This window comes from Paenibacillus sp. EB106-06-01-XG199 (assembly GCF_058791575.1).
Genome location: NZ_JBYTDQ010000003.1, coordinates 145,752 through 164,042, shown reverse-complemented (window position 1 = coordinate 164,042; position 18,291 = coordinate 145,752). Strand labels below are relative to the sequence as shown.

Here is an 18,291-nt window from a genome sequence, read left to right as displayed (position 1 = left end):
GGCTTATTTAGTGAAATAGAGCTGTTGCCGGGAAATCAGCCCGCTAAAATTTCAATATATTACGTAGCAGGGGAATTCGACTTAATTACCGTTAGGAATTCCCGCTACCCTCCCGGTAATCGGGATTCTGATGAAAGTAAAGGGTATTATTCCCGTTACTTTCCCAATGCCCAACAAGTACGCCAATTGGCGAAACCTGGCGGTTTGACCAACAGCCCGAACCGGATATTCTGGTGAAGGGCTGTTTATTTTTTCCGGCAGGCGCATTATGATTGAAATAAAGGAAAAATTAGGGGGTTGAGAGATGTTTGAGAATTTTGAGCCGGATGATAGAGTGCTGTATAGCAGTGGGTTTAAGCAAGAGGAGGTTCTACATAATCTGATTCACCGCATTACGGAGTACGCGGATGCGATCAAGCTCAAAAGCATTGATGATCAACTGATCTTCACCCAATCGACAGGTCACAATGCCTGGTTATGGGTTTCGAAGGAGCTTGAAGTACAGCAGCGAGATGATTTGGTGCGGCAGCTGGCGGAACGGGTGAAGGATAGCGGAATCCCTGGAATCAGCGCAGAGCCGGAGACGGCTAAGGCATTCGCGGAAGCTTTTTGCGCGGCCAAAGGGAAACTTCATCATACCTATATGATGCTAAAAGCTTACCATTGCCCGGAGGTGCGGAAACCCGGTCATGTCAGTGGGTCGCTGTTGCAGGCCGGTGAGGCCCATATTCCGGTGATCGCGGAGTTTACAGCCCGATTCGTAGAGGATGCCTTTGGGACTTCTGAGCAGCAGGAGAATTTTCTTTCCTATGCGGATGAAGCGGTTCGTGCCGGCAACCTGTATTTGTGGGTTGTGGAAGGTGTGCCCGTATCAATGGCGGCCATCGCACACCGCTCGGCGAGACATGTCCGGATTAATAATGTCTATACGCCGCGCACTCACCGTAAACAAGGGTATGCCAGCGCAGCCGTGGCTGAACTATGCCAAATTTTGCTCGCCGAAGGCTTAACTCCGGTGCTGTACGCAGACGACAAAAACCCGGATTCCAACAAGGTCTACCAAGCTGTAGGATTTGTGGAAGCAGGGCAAATTGCAGATATTAAATTCGACTGAAGCAGCTGTAAAGCCGCTGTGGAACAAGGAGACAGATCATATGCTGAATGCCATGAAAATTATAGTAACCGGAGCCGCTTCCGGGATTGGCAGGGAAATTGTCCGGCTTGGTCTGCGGGAGGGTGCGGGCGTCATAGCCTGCGATATCAACGGCCCGGCGCTGGAGCAGTTGGAATCGGAAATGGCTTCCGGCAAGTTGTCCGCCTATCGGCTGGATGCCAGTCATCACCGCGAGGTGAAACAATTCTTTGCCTATATAGAGCAGCAGCATGCGGATATCAATGGTTTGGTCAACAATGCAGGCATCTATTTGGGCAAAAGTATCCTTGAGTATGCCCCTGATGAAATAGATCGGGTGCTGGATATCAACGTGAAAGGTTATGTCTATTTCTCTCAGATGTTCGGCAGGCTGCTGCTAGGAAGCCGTCGCCAAGGCGCAATCGTCAACATGTCGTCCGTATCCGGACAGGAGGGAAGCTCGGATGCCGTTTACGGCTTGTCGAAAGCGGCTATTCTGGGTTTGACGAAGAGCTGCGCGATGAACTTCGCCCCCTATATCCGCGTAAACGCGGTTGCGCCGACAATGACGAATACACCGATGATGAGCCATATTCCCGATTGGAGACAGACGGAATATCTGGAGCATCAATTGACTAAGGAGCCGCTGCTGGCAGAAGAGATTGCCGAAAGTGTTGTTTTTTTGTTGAGCAGAAAGTCAAGGGCTTATACCGGTGCAACGTTTGATATTAACAATGGCTGTTATTTACGCTGACGGGAGGTTGTTTTTGTGATCTCTCGTGTAATAGGACCATCGGATGAAGAAATTGAACATCTGATAAAGAAATGTTATATAGATTCGGTTTATGAAAAAGCATCCCTGAAATTCTATTCCGGATTCTACGGAGAGGCTCAAGTGGTTCTGGTAATCTGCGGGGTGGGTAAAGTCAACGCCTGCATTGCGACGCAGGTGCTGATTGACATATGCGGACGAAGAAAGTGTTGAAAGCTTTGAAACCCATGTGGAATCGGTCTCCCTGAATGCATTGTGCCTAGTGGAAAAGCTGCTGGTAAGTTTACATAAACCTTTGATTTGAGGATGACATCTGGATCTGGAGCTTTCAAAAACGCAGCGTAAAAGGTGCGGAATTCCATAGAGGGGGGCAAGTGCTGAAAATTTGACTTGCAACCCCTGCGTTGACTATGCTAATAGCAAGTGCAATTTATCACACTTACAGATAAGTCTTTGTATTAGGGGGAAAGCAGTAATGGAGAGGGTGCAGGTATGGCCTGAGAGGTTTAAAAAGTTTTTTTTAAATAACAAATTTGTGGTTTCTTTACTGATTATTTTACTTATCGGGGTTACGATTCTAGTGTTCTCCAAGGTTCCGTTTATCTTCAAGCCGATATCGGTCCTGCTGCACACAGTGGCGGCTCCGCTGCTGCTCTCCGGAATCGCCTACTATTTGCTGAATCCGCTGGTTGACCGGTTGGAGAGAAGAAGTAAAGTGAAGCGTGCCTATGGGATTGTGATTCTGTATCTGGTGATCGCCGGGATTATTACACTAATTCTGCTGACAGTCATTCCGATAATCCGCACCCAGCTGCTTGGACTGATTGATAATTTCCCTAAATACAGTGAGCAGATTCAGCAGGAATTCGTTAATCTGACCGGCAGTGAGCAGTTCGAGCGCATTCAGGAGAATATTGGCATGGACTTCACTAATATCACCAGCAAGGTGACAACATGGGCTACCTCCTTTCTGAATAACGCAGTGAATGGCGTTGGCAGCTTCGTTGGGGCATTGACCGAAATTGTTCTGGCTGTGGTAACCACGCCATTTATCCTGTTCTACCTGCTCCGTGACGGCAAAAAGCTGCCTGATTACCTGATGAGGTTCATCCCTACAGGCTTGCAGCCGCAGACTCGGGAAGTAATGTCCGAAATGAACAGCCAGGTGGCTTCCTATATCCGCGGACAAATTATCGTAAGCTGCTGCATCGGTGCGCTGCTCTATATCGGGTATTTGATTATCGGGCTGGAGTATTCCCTGGTGCTGGCGATCGTTGCAGCCTGTACGGCGGTAGTTCCCTATTTGGGTCCGGCCATTGCCATTACTCCAGCCTTAATCGTTGCGATGGTAACTTCTCCTTTCATGCTGTTGAAAATGATCTTCGTCTGGACTGCGGTCCAGCTGATTGAAGGTAAATTTATTTCACCGCAGATCATGGGCAAGTCGCTGAAGATACATCCGATTACTATAATTTTCGTCATTATTTTTGCCGGTAAAATGTTCGGCGTGCTTGGCATTATCCTGGCTGTTCCGGGTTATGCCGTGCTGAAGGTGGTCGTTACCCATGTCTTCCAGTGGTTCCGTTTCCGCTCCGGATTATATCAAGTGATCGAAGAAAAAAAGGAATAAAGCGAGAGGATGATTGTTTTATGACAGGACCCGTGGCAGATACATTATATGGGAAGCTGCAAGGAACACAAAGTGACGGTGTGAACATCTGGCGCGGAATTCCTTTTGCCGCCCCGCCTGTAGGTGAGCTGCGATTTCGCGCGCCACAGCCGCCGGAGCCATGGAATTCTATTAGAGAGGCCAGCGAATTCGGCCCGGTCAGCCATCAGCCTGTCAGTACCGGCAGTACCCGATTCGGAGGTACAACTCCTGAATATTCCGAAGATTGCCTGTACCTGAACATCTGGTCGCCAGCGGCTGAAGGTGAAGCTCTGCCGGTCATGGTATGGATTCATGGGGGCACTTTTGTAACCGGAGCCGGCAGCCAGCCGATGTTCGAAGGTACCCATATGGCCAGTAAAGGAAAGGTCATTGTGGTTACAGTCAATTATCGGCTGGGACCGTTCGGTTTCATGCATTTGTCGCCGTTTGGCGGCGGCTTGGCCTCCAATGCCGGTCTGCTGGACCAAATTGCCGCACTGCAATGGGTGCAGGGCAATATTGCCGCGTTTGGCGGCGACCCGAAACGGGTTACCCTCTTCGGCGAGTCTGCGGGCAGCATGAGTATTGCCGCGCTGCTGGCGATGCCTGCGGCACAAGGCTTGTTTGCCGGAGCTATTATGCAGAGCGGGGCTGCACAGACCCTGAAGGCGCAGCAAGGTGAAGAGATTGGCGCAGCTTTTCTGGCCGAGCTCGGGATTCGTCCAGGCGGCGATACCACACTGCTGGACACACTCCCGGCAGAGCAAATATTGAAGGCAGCAGGGGCGATGGTTTACAAGCTGTCCGGCAATGCGATGAGTATGCTGTTCCAGCCCGTTATTGAGCCGGATACTTTGCCGGCAGATCCGGCGCAGGCTATTGCAGAGGGTGCAGCAAGCGGTATACCGCTTGTGATCGGGACGAATCTTCATGAGGGCAACCTGTTCTTCCGGGGAAGTGGTTCGGCAGAGAACTTTGACCAGTCACTTCAAGCTCTGGAAATGATGATGGGAGTAGAGAATCTGGCTGAACTCGCGCTCCATTATCCCAAGACCGTGGAGGGACAGGCTGATTTTCTGACGGACCTCTATTTCTGGGACAGCTCCATTTCTATCGCTGAGCGGCAGCATCGCTATGCCCCGGTATGGATGTACCGGTTCGACTGGACCATACCCGGCCATCCGCTGCTCGAGAAGGCTGTGCACAGTGCGGAAATCTGCTATGTATTTAATAATTTATCGCATATGGCGCATTATGGAGTAGAGGTTACTCCTGCCATGGAGCGATTGTCGGATGCGATGCTCTACGCCTGGACAGCCTTTGCCCACCGTGGCGATCCGTCGGTGCCAGACCTGTCTTGGCCGCAGTATACACTGGAAGACCGCGCTACCCTGATCTTTGAGCAGGATATCCGCATCGTGGCTGATCCGGACCGAAAGAAGCGGACACGGCTGCTGTCAGCACAAGAGAACTCGCCTTAAGGCTCATCTACCGGGACGTTGTCAGAGTAGCAGCAGTCAGATATGCTTGTGTACAAAGAAGATCGGCATTATAGAGAAGCAGCAGGGACCCGGGTATGCGGGAACCTGCTGCCTTTTTATGTATCTGCGTTTGGGGTAGGGAGTAGTCCGAAGCTTATTTTACCGGGGTATAGCCGGTCTTTGCCACCAGTTCCTGACCCTCGGGAGAAACTACCCAATCCAGAAAAGGCTGGATATGCGGATTGGTGCTTCCGGCGGTTACGGCATAAAATTCGGAGGCAAAAGGATAGGCTCCGCTGCGAATGCTCTCCCTGCTGGGCTCAACCCCGTCGACGGCGAGCAGCTTGATCTCGTTATTACTGTTCATCTCCGAGGCGTAGAACAGGAAGCTGAAGCCAAGAGCATTTTTATAATTCCGGTAGCTGGCGGTCTGGCTGATAATGCCGCTCATCACATCCATAACATCTTTTTGCGGAGCTGTCATGAGCGGGGTACCCTCCATGATTTTCTCAAGCATGGTTTGGCTGCCGCTGTTTTCTTCCCGCTGGAACGCCCGGATCGAGTCCCGTTTGCCGCCTACTTGTTTCCAATTCGTCAGCTTGCCGGAATAGATATCCTTGATTTGCTGTGTGGTCAATCCGTCCACCTTGTTCCGCTTATGAACGAAGAAGACAAAGGCCTCGCGGCCAATAGGCGTAAGAACTAGCTCTTTGCCGGCTGCTTTGGCTGATTTCTGTTGGGAGAGAGAGGGGGCTGCTGCAAAAATAATATCCGTATCTCCTTCGATCAGACGGTCATAAGCAGTGGAGGTCGAAGTGCAGACTACCGTACTGCTCTCAAAATCATATACGCTATAGTCGTCCTTCGGGTAGACGGCTTGAACAAAAGCGGAATATAGCGGGTAGAGTGCGGTTGCACCGTCTAGCCGCGGAAGCTCGTCTGTGATCTTATAAGTGGAGGTTTGGTCCAGTATGGCTATCTTGGATTCCGGCTGGAAAGGTTTATATTTCTCCAGAGAAATCTCCCGGTCATTCACTTCAGCGAGGCTGTTCACATAAGCCTGGTTGATTTCATAAACGCCTGCCGCCAGTAGACATACCCCGGCGAAAGAGGCGAGCACGATCCGCCGGATACGCAGATTGAACAAGTCAAAGATCGCCAGCACCGCATAAACTGCAAGGGCAAAAGCGACAACGGCGGAAAGCGGGGCATAAAATTGCATCCCTCCAAACAAGGAGATAGCGAAAAAGGCGATAGTTTCGGCAAATGCAATAGCGGCTACAGCGATAAATGATAACGGCAAGTTTGTTCCAAGTGGTCTTTTCATAAGGGCCTCTCTTTCATTGGATGAAGAATATGGATAATTCACATAATTCTATTATAACTTAATGAATTCAGCAGGAATTACAAAAAAATATCATTTAGAGGGCGCGAAATGCGGTGGTGAATGGAAATAATATAATTTTTTCATGAAATACTGGACGGAATTCATAAACGGGAGTATCCTAAGATTGTGAAAAAAATAACGGAATACAAGATTCTCGGGGTAAGGTGAAATTCCTGACCGGCGGTGATGTTCAAAGCGAACTCAGCCCGCGACTCCTTCTCGCTGACAGCAGCGGAAAGGACTGATCTGGTGACATTCCAGAGCCGACGGTAAAGTCCGGATGGGAGAGGATCATAAGATAAAGACGACAGGTTTATTCCTGATGGTCTTTATTGATAATGACCCCCGATGTTTGCCCCTCAGAAGGCAGCGCGGGGGTTTTTGGTCTCTTATCGAGGGTTTGTATCGACAAGGAGAATGGAAGAATGAGTAATGTAACTGCTTCAACTTCAGAGATGCGCCAGGCGCCGCTGCGCGGCGGGTTCTGGCTGGTTGTGCTGGGAGCGGCGTTATGGGGCGTCGATCCGCTGTTCCGCATCATCCTGCTCAAATCAATGACCTCTTCACAGATCGTTCTCCTGGAGCATGTTGTGCTCTTTCTGGCTGCCGCGCCGGTACTTTGGCGGCATCGCGCTGAACTGAAAGGAATTCGTCTGCGTCAGGCCGGAGCGTTAATGGTTGTATCATGGGGCGGCTCCGCCGTGGCTACGATTCTCTTCACCAAAGCCTTGTCCAGCGGAGACCTCAATGCGGTGCTTCTGCTGCAGAAGCTGCAGCCGATCTTTGCCATCGGACTGGCGGCTGTCATCCTTAAAGAACGCCTGCCCCGAAATTTCGGACCGCTTATAGTGATTGCGCTGGCAGGGACTTATCTGCTGACCTTTGGCTGGACCGCACCCTTCGGACATGTGAACAGCTTCATCAGTGTCGGCAGTCTGCTGGCGCTCGGTGCCGCTGCCTTGTGGGGCGGATCTACAGTAATGGGCCGCTATTTGCTGGGTTCAATGAAGTATGAAACGGTGACTTCACTGCGGTTCATTCTCGCATTGCCTCTCTTGTTCGTCGTCACTGCTATGGAGGGTGCTCCCTGGCAGGTACACGGCGGACTGGGCGCTTCAATGGCGATTGCGATCAATCTGCTGCTGCAGGCACTGCTGCCCGGACTGCTCAGTATGCTGCTGTATTACAAAGGTCTTAACACCACCAAAGCTTCCGTTGCCACCTTGGCAGAGCTCAGCTTCCCGATGACGGGAATTCTGATCAACTGGATTTTCTTCGGTCTGCTGGTAACCTTGCCGCAAATTATCGGCTTCGCGCTGATTTGGACCGCACTATTTCTTATCTCTAATCAACAGAGCCGTCAGGAAGCACTCGATTAGAGGGAGGCGGCTTTCTGAGTAATATAAAGTAGGCCTGAGGGGAGAACCCCCGGGGCTTTGAGTAGAAGCGGAGGATGTTCCCTGCAGCCATACGGCTGTGGGAGACATCCTTTTTTTTAAAATATAAGAATTTATATGCTTCACACTATAAATTATCTTTCTATTTCTCGCTGAAACGGATACCGTCCTTTTGAGGACGGTATCCGTTTCCACTTGTTTCAGCCCATCCGGAGAATTTCGTTCTTCCAAGTTTGTGAAACATCCATATTGGCTGCAAAAACTGCTGAAATGTTGCGTAAGTGAACTATATGGCTATATGTGAAGCGTTTACACTTAAGTGGAGACCAAGCTGAAATCGGGCTGGAAGGATATTTCAGTTCTCCATTTGCGGGGAGCTGCCGGTAATCTAAAACCGTTTGTTGCGGGTTCCAGCGATTCCCTTTGCGTCCTCAGGGAATCTTTGTACAATTAGAGCTATGTCAATTCGCGGGGTGTGTAGAGAGATGTACAGATATAACTTATTTACGAAGATGGTGAGCATCATGATCATCATGCTGATTCCAATCACGATTCTTTATTTTTATTCCAATAAGACAACTACCGATGTGCTGCGCAGCGAGCTGAATACCTCGAACAACAATCAGCTTAGTTTTTTTCAGAACCAGGTGGAGACGAATATGGAACTGTTGTCCTCTTGGCCGATTCTGCTGATTCATGATCCCGACATCCTCAATCTTAAGGATACTTATCTGGCCGGACGCGATCTCGACCTCGAGGCAATCAATCTGGTGAAGCGCATTCAGACCAAAATCAGCATTCAGGAGAGCTCGTCCAACTGGAAAAGCAAATTATATCTGTACTCCCCCTCAATTCACCGGATCGTTACCGAAAACGATGCCCAGCCCTACAAGGACGAGGATCTCAAGCGGGAAGTGAAATCAGGCTGGCAGGTAGAGAGGATTACCGAGCAGGGCGAAGAACGGTTTCAGTTCTCATGGTTTTCTTTTACCCCTTATATGTCGCAGTTCTCCCCGGAGCGGGCAACCACTATTATGAAGGTAGTGTTCGACAGCCGGAATATTGAGGATATGCTGGATAAATTCAAAAGCGGCGGCAGAAGAGACCCCTTCTACTATAAGCAGGGCGCGGGCGAGATCTTTAACCGCAGTGCCGACCGTCCGCTTGCCGCCCAACTGGTGAACAAGCTGGAAGAGGAGACGCTTCAGGGAAGTGAGAACCGGACGCTGGAGATTGATGGCGAGTCCTATAGCGTAAACATCGTTTATTCCGACAAAATGGGCTGGTACTTAATCGACTATATGCCGCTCACGGAAATCCTGCAGCCGATCCATACTTCGAACCGCCTGTTCTACGTATCCGTCAGTGCTTTGCTGCTGATGAGCTGCGTGGTTGCCTATTTCCTCTATGTGCAGGTTCAGGTGCCGGTGCGGCAATTGGTGGGAGGCTTCCAGCGGTTGAAGCAAGGGGATTACTCGGTCCGGGTAGGCATCAGGGGCAAAAATGAGTTCAGTTTTCTCTCCGGACGTTTCAACAGCATGGTGGAACAGATCCAGGAATTGATTGAGAATGTGCTGATGGAAAAAATACATGTGCGGGAAGCCAGGCTGAAGCAGCTTCAATCACAGATTAATCCGCATTTCTTCTATAATTGCTTTTCGTTCATCACAAGCATGGCGAAGCTCGGCAACCATGAGGCAGTGGTTGGAATGTCGCATAACCTCTCCCGCTATTACAGGTACACCACCCGGCAGGAACGGGATCTTGTGGCACTCTCCGAGGAGGTGGAATTTGTGACCCATTATCTGGAGATTCAAAATATGAGAATGAGCCGCCTGCAGTACACTGTGAACATTCCACCGCAAATGCGCAGGCTGGACCTTCCTCCGCTTGTGCTGCAGCCGCTCGTCGAGAATGCGGTGCTGCACGGCATTCAGCCGCTGGCTGCCGCCGGAATGCTGCGGATAACCGGCTCCTGCAGCGGCAGAACGATGACGCTCACCGTCGAGGATGATGGACAGGGCATGAGACCTGAGGCGATTAGGGAGCTTGAGTCTAAGCTTGGCCGGGCAATGGATGAGGAGATGGGCTGCGGGCTGTGGAATGTCCACCAGCGGATGCGCCTCAGGTTCGGGGAGGAAGCGGGCTTAACCTTCGCTGCTTCTCCGCTGGGGGGGCTAAGGGTCACTTTGCTGTGGCAGCTGCCCGAAGATAATACAGAGAACTGGTCCGGGAGGAACAACAATGATTGAAATCTTACTGGTAGACGACGAAGCATACGTAACAGAAAGTCTGGCCCGCACCATTCCGTGGGAAGAAATCGGTGTGTATCAGGTACATCAGGCAGCTTCGTCGGCTGAAGCACTCGATATACTGGAACAGCAGGCGATTGATATTATGGTCACGGATATTTCGATGCCGGGCATGACAGGGCTTGAACTGATTGAGACGGCAAGCGAACGCTGGTCTAATCTCCGCTGCATCCTGCTGACGGGCTACTCCCATTTTCAATATGCCAAAAAAGCAATTCAGCTGCAGGCCTTCGACTATATCCTGAAGCCTGTCAGCGACGAGGAGTTTATCAAGAGTGTCTCCGGGGCCATCGAGTCCCTGCGGGATGAATGGGAGGCGCATGATAAATATCATCAGCTGCTCTATAACCGCAAAGCCAGCTACAGCGTACTGCGGGCCAATCTGATGCATGATCTGCTGCTGGGACGAGTGATGTCCGAGCGGACGCTGGCTTCGAAGCTGCAGGAGGTTGAAATCTCCTTTGATCCAGAGACATCGGCAGTTATGCTGGTGATTCAGCTCGGCAAACATTATACGGCAATGGATCATCATTCTGTCTCACTGATGGAATATGCGATCGGCAATATCGCCGAGGAGCTGTTCCATGAGCAGTTCCATGTCTGGTTCGGCAAAGCGCCGCATGATTGCCTGATTTTGCTCGCTGAGCTTAATGCGGCTACGCGCCGGGACATCGAGATGTCGGACCGCTATGAGGAGCTTCGCCAGAAATTGCTTAAGGCTGCGATTGCCCGGTTCCGCGCGGGGGTCAGCAATTATCTGAAGGGGGACATCTCTCTGGTGGTCACGGAATGGTTCACCTTCCCCGAAGGAATGCCCGCCGCGTACCGTAGCGCACTCAGTTCGATGTATTTAGCGGCGCATAATGAATCCGGCCCGGTGCTGTTTCTGGAAGAGAACCAACTGCAGCAGCGGGTGGCGATCAAGTCTCTGGAGAGCTTGTACCGTCCGCCAACTCTGATTCATCTGCTCGAATCGAAGCAGTGGGAGACTGCCCGTGAGAAGATTACAGATGTGTTCAGCGACATGGAGACGGCCCGCTTCTCCAGGGAGCATCTGTATGAGGTGTTTCTGTCCATCACCAACGCGTTTATGTACATTGCCCATAAGGGCGGGCAATTTATCTCACAGATCGACCAGTACGCGTTTGATCCGCTGCTGACCCAGAGCATCATTGTTTCTTTTGACAAGCTGCGGGAGTGGGCGCTTGATATGCTGGCGAAGCTGCAAAAGGAGCTGTCGGAAAGCGACCAATATACCAAAAGCTATATTATCAAACAGGTGCATGAACTGGTAGGCAGCCATTCCGGCCATGATCTGTCGGTGAAGACGATCGCGGACCATGTGTTCCTGCATCCGGTATATTTGTCCAAGATCTATAAGGCGGAAACAGGCGAGGGGCTCGGCGATTATATCATCCGCATGCGGATGGAGCGTGCACTATACCTGCTCAAGCACACGAACAAGAAGATCTACGAAATCACCACAGAGCTGGGCTACCAGAATCCGCAATATTTCAGCAAAATGTTCAAAAAGCACTATAATATGACGCCAAATGAATTCCGGGACGGATAGAGGTTGGCAAAGGTGCAGAAACCTTGTTTAAATGACGTATTCCTCCAAACTGCCTTTCCCTATAATGAAGACATCACCAATACTTATTGAATCCAAGGGGGAAGACAATGAGCGCGAAGAGACAAAAATGGCTGCCGCTCCTGGGAATGAGCGTGCTGCTGGCTGGCAGTATCGCAGGCTGCTCGGGCAACAATAACACAGCGAAGGACAACAAGGCTTCCGGCAAAGCCGCGAATGCATCGGAAGAAACTGTAAACGCCTACAAGGATAAATATGATCCCGAAGTGACTATCACAACCGTATGGGGCGTGGACCCTGAGCTAAAATTCAAGAACGGCGAATCTATCGAAAATAACGTAGCCACGAAGTGGGCCAAGGAACAATTTGGCATCAATATCAAGTCACTGTGGTCGATCACAGATACGAACGGCGCTTTCGGTACGAAGCTGCGTCTCGCAATGTCCTCCGGCCAGGAAATGCCGGATGTGGTGACTATCGGTACAGGAGATGCTACCGTTGCCCAGGATTTGATTGATTCCGGCATGTATGCCGAAGTGGGCCCGCTGTTCGACAAATACGCTTCTGACACTTGGAAGGAAGCGATGGCGCAGGACCCTAACGTCTGGAACCAATACAGCCGTGACGGCAAAAAAATGGGTATCCCGGTACTTGATTACGCGTACAACCATGATTACATTCTGTGGATCCGCCAAGACTGGCTGGATAAACTGAAACTGAAAGCACCAACAACCATTGATGAGATGGAGAAGGTGATGGATGCCTTCAAGAATCAGAATCCGGACGGCTTGGCACCGGATAAAGTGACACCGCTCAGCATCGGCTTCAAGACTTCCATGAACACCTGGATGGGTGATCCTTCATGGATCTTCGGTGCCTATGGAACCCTTCCGCAGCAGTGGAACATGGGAGCAGACGGCAAGCTGGAATACGGCTCTGTAAATGAAGGCATGAAGCAAGGGCTGGCGAAGCTGAAAGACTGGCATGACAAAGGCTACATTCCGCAGGAGGCTGCGCTTTGGGATGAGAACAAGACTTCCGAGCCTGCTGTTGCGGGAACCGCCGGTATGATCCCAGGACCTTACTGGATGAGCGGCTGGCCGCTCTTGGATACCATTAAGAATGCGCCGCAAGCCGTTTGGACGCCAATCGCACTTCCGGCAGGTCCGGATGGAACGGTGATGCGCCACGGCACACAATTCACCAACGGGGTAACCCTGATCAGCACGAAGATGAAGAATCCGGAAGCCATATTTACTTATCAGAACTATCTGTACGACAATTACGCTAACCCTAAGCCGGGCAGTAAGCTGGACAACGGTTTGTTCGCAGGTTATGACTATGAACTGGATGCAAGCGGCAAGATGATCCCGAATGAACAGATCAACGGGGGTTATGTGAACAGTGTACGCTACCTGCTGGTGCGTGACGGAGCGCGGATTCCCAATGCCCAGATGAAGGCGCTGCAGAATCTGGCGGGCGGTGCTGAGCCGACAACCCGTCTGGAAAAGGATGTATCGGTCAACTACGGGAAGGATACTCCGGCAGCAGCTAAAGTATTGCTGACGCAAGAGGACAAATCCTTCAAAAATATGTTCACCGGACCGACTACAGAAACAATGAAATCGAAGATGGACTATTTGAACAAGATCGAAAACCAGGCCTTCAATGAAATCATCTACGGCAAACAGCCGCTGGATTCCTTCGATAGCTTTGTGGCGAACTGGAAATCAGGCGGCGGCGACAAAATTACTGCAGAAGTCAACGAGTGGTATGACAGTGTAAAATAACCGGCTGAAGCTCTTAAGCTGAAGTTTGGTGTGATGGGCAGGGCTGTTTCCCCGGCGGAAGATTCCGCCGGAGGAGACGGTCCTGTTTGTTTTTCATTGCTGAAAGCTTCCGCTCCCGGTATATCAGGATGTGGCTTTCGTCACGCATCAGCGAAGGCTGATTGGCTCCTGTGCCGCCTGTGGTAAAGACATTGCTTTTGTACCATTTATATTGCTTTTGCTCTCTACTTGGTCCATTTCTCCGTTGCTATAATTTAATTATGAATACAGAAGAACTTGACTATATGGGGGATCAAGGATGAGAACACTAAGAAAAAACTGGCAATTCCACGTCATGCTGGTACCTGCACTGATACTGCTGATTCTATTCAGCTTTCTGCCAATGGGCGGGATCGTCATGGCCTTTCAGGATTACAAGCCGTGGCTGCATATCTCCGGATCGGAGTGGGTGGGCCTCGATAATTTCCGCTATTTGTTCGAACGCGAAGACAGTATGCAGGTCATTTGGAACACACTCATTATTGCCGTGCTGAAAATGATCTTCAACCTGCTCGTTCCATTTATATTTGCAATCCTGCTGAATGAGGTCCGCAAGATCGCCGTACAGCGCACGATCCAGACACTGGTCTATCTGCCGCATTTCCTTTCTTGGGTCATTCTCGGCGGAATCCTGCTGGATCTGCTGGCAACAGACGGCTTCGTCAACCAGATTCTCGGCAGTCTCGGCATCAAACCCATCTTTTTCCTGGGCGATAACAACTGGTTCCGCTTCACGGTCATTCTGACCGATGTCTGGAAGGAATTCGGGTACAACACAATTGTCTTCCTGGCGGCGCTTGCGGGGATCAACCCTTCGCTCTACGAAGCGGCTGAAATCGACGGAGCGAACCGCTGGAAGCAGACACGCTTCATCACTATGCCTTCATTGGTTCCAATGGTAGTGGTGGTAGGAACGCTGGCCTTGGGGAATGTGCTGAACGCAGGCTTTGACCAGATCTTCAACTTGTACAACCCTCTGGTTTATCAGAAGGGCGATATTATCGACACCTTTGTATACCGTACGGCGATTCAGAATGGCGAGATGGGCTTCGGCACGGCGATTGGATTGTTCAAGTCGGCCATCAGTATGGTTCTTATCCTGCTCTCGTATCAGCTGGCCAAAAAATGGGCGGGGTATCGCATTTTCTAAACCTATTCAAACCGGGAAAGAGGGAAACTTATGTATTACAAAACAAAAGGGTACCGCATCTTTAACATATTCAATACCTGTTTATTAATCTTTCTTGCCATTATGTGTATTGTGCCGCTTGTTCATGTCCTGGCCGTATCCTTCAGTGCTAAATCGGCAGCAGACGCCAATCTTGTTGGCTTATGGCCGAAGCAGTTTTCCCTGGAAGCCTACAAAAAAACGATCAACAATCCGGTATTCCTGCATTCCATTTGGATTTCTGTGCAGCGTACGGTGATCGGTACAGGGCTTACGCTGCTCATTACGTTCCTTGCAGCCTATCCGCTGTCCAAAGAAAATTCGGTCTTCAAGGGCCGCAGCATTTATTCCTGGCTGTTCGTGTTCACGATGGTATTTAACGGTGGCATGATCCCCTTTTATATTGTGGTCCAAAAGCTCGGCCTGATGAATTCCTTCTGGGTGCTGGTGTTGCCGGGAGCAGTCAATACCTTCCTGATTATTCTAATGCTCAATTTCTTCCGCGGCGTTCCCAAGGAGCTGGAGGAAGCAGCGCTGATGGACGGGGCGAATCATTTCCGCACCCTATTCAGCATCTACTTGCCAATCTCACTGCCTTCCATAGCTACAATTGCTTTGTTCAGCATGGTATTCCACTGGAATTCCTGGTTTGATGGATTGCTCTACATGAACAATTCGAGCAAGTTTCCGCTGGCGACCTTCCTGCAGACCGTAATTATTCAGCGGGATATGAGCTCAATGAGCATGAATCCGAAGGAGATGGAGCTGATCTCGCAAACTACGGTCCGAGCGGCGCAAATCTTCATCGGGGCAGCACCGATCCTGCTTGTTTATCCTTTCCTGCAAAAGTATTTTGTCAAAGGGATGACACTTGGATCAGTGAAGGAGTAGGCAAATGGAAAATGTATATAGCACCGGAATGACATCTCGTTTCTGGAGCTCGCTGCTATTCTAGATCGAGCGGGAGAAATGAACACAGCTCCAATAAACAAAGGATAAGGCAGACAAGGGGAATCGCCCGGTCTGCTTTTTGTGCGTCTGTCCAGCTCGCTATCCAGTCAACAATGTAAAGGATTTGGTAGTTGATACGTTGCTTTTCCGATACCGGTATACAATCGGAACTGATGCACTTTTGGGATACTAATCCGCAGGAACAGATCAATATAATGTGTTTCTGTGCCCTAAAGTGTAGATACCTCAACTTGAATTCTGCTGGTCTGGAGTAAAAATAAGCCTTTTCTCCCATACTACCGTTATTCTTACGTCTCATCCTGCTTTTCATGACAACAATAGGAGGTGTACGGATGAACACTTATTCGGCTCCCGCCATTTACATACAGCTTAAGAATCGGGTAATGGTGCCCAAAGGGAAAGGGGTCACGCTGCGGGATATCGCTTATTTAATCACCGAGCCGGAGTGGAGGGAGCCGCTGTATTCAATTCTGCTGCTGAAGCCGGCACAAAGTGACGGGAACCTCATTCTGATCGACCTGTTGACGGTTATCCCGCATATTCACGAATTGATACCGGGTGCTGACATCCAACCGATTGGCGAGGGGCGGACGATAGTGCAGATCGAAGGGCCGGTCGAAGCACGCAAACCTTCGGTTGCACTGTTTGTGCTGGTGTGGCTGCTGCTTTTCTTCGGATCAGCGCTGACGATTATGAATTTTCATGCCGATGTCAGCATGCAGGAAGTGCATGTCCGCATCGTGGAGATGCTGACCGGACGGCGGGATGACCATCCTTATGTGTTCCAGATTGCCTATTCGCTGGGCATCGGGTTTGGCATGGTGATTTTTTTCAACCACCTCTTTAAGAAGAAATGGAATGAGGAGCCCACTCCGCTCGAAGTGGAAATGTTCCTCTATCAGAAAAATATCGACCATTATGTAGTCCACGAGGAGTATAGCAAAATGGACCTCAGCGGAAACGATCCATCAGGACCTAAAGAGGATGGAGCATGACCGCGCCGATTACACTTGGACTGAATTTACTGCTCGGAATCGCCGGGGGGATTGCCGTAGGCGGAGGGGTGATCGCTCTGTTTATCGTGCTTGATATGGTGCCCCGGCTGGCTCAGCTGACTTCCTCCTACGACAAAGTTCATTGGTATGAAGGGGCGATGATCGGGGGTTCTCTGCTTGGCACTATGAGTGATTTCTGGAACTGGCGGATTAGCTCAGGTCCTGTGGTCGAACTGGGAGTTGGGCTGTTTGACGGGATATTTGTCGGCATGCTGGCCGCTGCTTTGACAGAGGTCTTGAATGTGCTGCCGATCTTGGCAAAACGTCTGCAAATGACGCATTATCTGTTTGGGCTGCTGATGGCCATGGTATGCGGCAAGGTTGCAGGCTCTTTGTTCGACTTCTTTGTATATCAACAGTAGAAGGGGGTTATGGAGTGGTAAGGTATATTCATAGCGGTGATCAGGTAGATGATAAAAAAGCAAAAAATCAGACAGCTGGCCCGGCTGCGCCGCAGGCTGGCAATGTTGGTGGCGGGACAACTGGATCGGCTCCGGCAGACGGAGCTGAGAGCTATGCAATCCAGTCAGCGGATAATCTTGGGGAAGCTCATACGGGGAATGCCGGGGAACAAGAGGCACCACAGTCAGGCACAGCCGGTAATATCGCCGCAGACGGAAGAGGTACCATTAGTGCAGCGATTGTTAGTGCAGCGGCAGCCGCACAAGCTCACAGCAAGCAGGTAAATGACACGAAGGCCGGCGCAGAGGCGGATAGCCGCGTGGAAACTGGCGGAGCGGAAGCTGTCGGTGCGGAACCGGCAGGGGGGACGGATGCGAATGCTGGAGGTGGTGCGGTAGACAGTAAGGATAATGGTGAGACGGCTGAAGGCAGCAACGCGGTTACTGGTGAGGCACAACCGCAAGACACAGAGAACTCTGGAAGCGGTGTGCGGGAGTTTTACAACACATTATTCAGTAAAGATACAGAGGCAGAAGTTACATCCGGCACCGATGCCGGCAATCAGGACGTTGAAGCTTCAACTGAGCTTGGCACGGGGAACCAGAGCAACGGAGATTCCGCTGCGCCGGGCGCAGGTGCCGATAAGGGAACAAACAACAGTGTGGACATTGGTGTGGACGCCGGAGCAACCGGGTATGGCGACCATGATCTGCAAGCCTCGGATGGAGCAGGAACACCGGATCAGGAGGGGAACGACCCGCAACAAGCAGCCGTGCCTTTGGCAGAGGGAAGTTCAGATACGGAAGCAAGCAGCGCAGCGGAAAGTGCAAAGGGAGCTGCAGGACAAGGGGCGGAGGCACAGGCTGGAAGCGGCCAGGCCTGTGCCTCCGATACCGGCAATGCAGCAGCAGGCTCAGCCTCTACACCCGAAGCCGATAATAGAGCAGCTGAAGCGGAATCGGAAAAACCGGAGGATGACAGTGCAGTGTCCCCCGGCACAGCTGATCCCGGGGATGAGACCGGCAGCCAGCCGCAGGATATGGAAGCATCAGATGAGCTGGGTGCAGAGGAGCCGGAGAGCGGCAAGAAGGGTTTTTTCGCCAGACTGTTTAGTGAAGAGCCGGATACTGAGGAAGATGCTG

14 protein-coding genes and 1 riboswitch are annotated in these 18,291 nt (G+C 51.0%); of the genes, 13 read left to right on the top strand and 1 reads right to left on the bottom strand.

The genetic code is table 11. The annotated features are described in order from the left end of the window. Positions 1–304 precede the first annotated feature (304 nt). From AC3WT9_RS11530 to AC3WT9_RS11510, 5 genes are all read left to right on the top strand, one after another. Entirely contained in the window at positions 305–1,114 is an 810-nt protein-coding gene (locus tag AC3WT9_RS11530) for a GNAT family N-acetyltransferase (RefSeq protein ID WP_341094629.1), read from the top strand. A gap of 40 nt (positions 1,115–1,154) precedes the next feature. Further along, positions 1,155–1,886 (top strand): SDR family NAD(P)-dependent oxidoreductase, encoded by a 732-nt coding sequence (locus AC3WT9_RS11525; RefSeq protein WP_341094628.1) that lies wholly within the window; start codon positions 1,155–1,157, stop codon positions 1,884–1,886. Positions 1,887–1,901: 15 nt separating this feature from the next. Continuing rightward, the gene (locus tag AC3WT9_RS11520; protein ID WP_341094627.1) at positions 1,902–2,117 is read left to right on the top strand and encodes a phosphorylase family protein; all 216 of its coding nucleotides are present in this window, start codon (positions 1,902–1,904) and stop codon (positions 2,115–2,117) included. Between the two features lie 262 nt (positions 2,118–2,379). Further along, positions 2,380–3,534: an AI-2E family transporter gene (locus AC3WT9_RS11515; RefSeq protein ID WP_340897385.1), complete on the top strand. Its 1,155-nt coding sequence runs from the start codon at positions 2,380–2,382 to the stop codon at positions 3,532–3,534. 20 nt (positions 3,535–3,554) lie between these two features. Beyond that, positions 3,555–5,036, top strand: a complete 1,482-nt coding sequence (locus tag AC3WT9_RS11510) for a carboxylesterase/lipase family protein (RefSeq protein ID WP_341379169.1) — start codon at positions 3,555–3,557, stop codon at positions 5,034–5,036. Between the two features lie 154 nt (positions 5,037–5,190). On the opposite strand, the gene AC3WT9_RS11505 is transcribed toward AC3WT9_RS11510, so the two are convergent. After that, positions 5,191–6,363, bottom strand: a complete 1,173-nt coding sequence (locus AC3WT9_RS11505) for a PstS family phosphate ABC transporter substrate-binding protein (protein ID WP_341094625.1) — start codon at positions 6,361–6,363, stop codon at positions 5,191–5,193. Between the two features lie 206 nt (positions 6,364–6,569). Then, positions 6,570–6,719, top strand: a riboswitch (FMN riboswitch). A gap of 129 nt (positions 6,720–6,848) precedes the next feature. Between AC3WT9_RS11505 and AC3WT9_RS11500 the strand changes: the two genes are divergently transcribed. From AC3WT9_RS11500 to AC3WT9_RS11465, 8 genes are all read left to right on the top strand, one after another. Next, entirely contained in the window at positions 6,849–7,802 is a 954-nt protein-coding gene (locus tag AC3WT9_RS11500) for a DMT family transporter (protein WP_341379168.1), read from the top strand. A gap of 503 nt (positions 7,803–8,305) precedes the next feature. Next, on the top strand, positions 8,306–10,072 hold the full coding sequence (locus tag AC3WT9_RS11495; protein WP_341379166.1) for a sensor histidine kinase: 1,767 nt from the start codon (positions 8,306–8,308) through the stop codon (positions 10,070–10,072). Beyond that, entirely contained in the window at positions 10,065–11,705 is a 1,641-nt protein-coding gene (locus AC3WT9_RS11490; protein WP_492407595.1) for a response regulator, read from the top strand. The genes AC3WT9_RS11495 and AC3WT9_RS11490 overlap by 8 nt, the downstream gene beginning before the upstream one ends. A 107-nt stretch (positions 11,706–11,812) precedes the next feature. Then, positions 11,813–13,513, top strand: coding sequence for a type 2 periplasmic-binding domain-containing protein (locus AC3WT9_RS11485; RefSeq protein WP_341094619.1), 1,701 nt, complete (start codon positions 11,813–11,815; stop codon positions 13,511–13,513). Positions 13,514–13,811: 298 nt separating this feature from the next. After that, a complete protein-coding gene (locus tag AC3WT9_RS11480; protein ID WP_341379163.1) occupies positions 13,812–14,702 on the top strand; it encodes an ABC transporter permease in 891 nt (296 codons plus the stop codon). Positions 14,703–14,732: 30 nt separating this feature from the next. Next, positions 14,733–15,611, top strand: coding sequence for a carbohydrate ABC transporter permease (locus AC3WT9_RS11475; protein WP_341094617.1), 879 nt, complete (start codon positions 14,733–14,735; stop codon positions 15,609–15,611). 413 nt (positions 15,612–16,024) lie between these two features. After that, the gene (locus AC3WT9_RS11470) at positions 16,025–16,687 is read left to right on the top strand and encodes a stage V sporulation protein AA (RefSeq protein WP_341379162.1); all 663 of its coding nucleotides are present in this window, start codon (positions 16,025–16,027) and stop codon (positions 16,685–16,687) included. Next, the gene (locus AC3WT9_RS11465; protein WP_038594622.1) at positions 16,684–17,109 is read left to right on the top strand and encodes a stage V sporulation protein AB; all 426 of its coding nucleotides are present in this window, start codon (positions 16,684–16,686) and stop codon (positions 17,107–17,109) included. Before AC3WT9_RS11470 ends, AC3WT9_RS11465 begins: the two co-directional genes overlap by 4 nt. Positions 17,110–18,291 lie beyond the last annotated feature (1,182 nt).

Bases quoted from the DNA above. Each gene is read 5' to 3' on its own strand.
- AC3WT9_RS11530 (WP_341094629.1), top strand. From the start codon at position 305: ATGTTTGAGAATTTTGAGCCGGATGATAGAGTGCTGTATAGCAGTGGG.
- AC3WT9_RS11525 (WP_341094628.1), top strand. From the start codon at position 1,155: ATGCTGAATGCCATGAAAATTATAGTAACCGGAGCCGCTTCCGGGATT.
- AC3WT9_RS11515 (WP_340897385.1), top strand. From the start codon at position 2,380: ATGGAGAGGGTGCAGGTATGGCCTGAGAGGTTTAAAAAGTTTTTTTTA.
- AC3WT9_RS11510 (WP_341379169.1), top strand. From the start codon at position 3,555: ATGACAGGACCCGTGGCAGATACATTATATGGGAAGCTGCAAGGAACA.
- AC3WT9_RS11505 (WP_341094625.1), bottom strand. From the start codon at position 6,363: ATGAAAAGACCACTTGGAACAAACTTGCCGTTATCATTTATCGCTGTA.
- AC3WT9_RS11500 (WP_341379168.1), top strand. From the start codon at position 6,849: ATGAGTAATGTAACTGCTTCAACTTCAGAGATGCGCCAGGCGCCGCTG.
- AC3WT9_RS11495 (WP_341379166.1), top strand. From the start codon at position 8,306: ATGTACAGATATAACTTATTTACGAAGATGGTGAGCATCATGATCATC.
- AC3WT9_RS11490 (WP_492407595.1), top strand. From the start codon at position 10,065: ATGATTGAAATCTTACTGGTAGACGACGAAGCATACGTAACAGAAAGT.
- AC3WT9_RS11485 (WP_341094619.1), top strand. From the start codon at position 11,813: ATGAGCGCGAAGAGACAAAAATGGCTGCCGCTCCTGGGAATGAGCGTG.
- AC3WT9_RS11480 (WP_341379163.1), top strand. From the start codon at position 13,812: ATGAGAACACTAAGAAAAAACTGGCAATTCCACGTCATGCTGGTACCT.
- AC3WT9_RS11475 (WP_341094617.1), top strand. From the start codon at position 14,733: ATGTATTACAAAACAAAAGGGTACCGCATCTTTAACATATTCAATACC.
- AC3WT9_RS11470 (WP_341379162.1), top strand. From the start codon at position 16,025: ATGAACACTTATTCGGCTCCCGCCATTTACATACAGCTTAAGAATCGG.
- AC3WT9_RS11465 (WP_038594622.1), top strand. From the start codon at position 16,684: ATGACCGCGCCGATTACACTTGGACTGAATTTACTGCTCGGAATCGCC.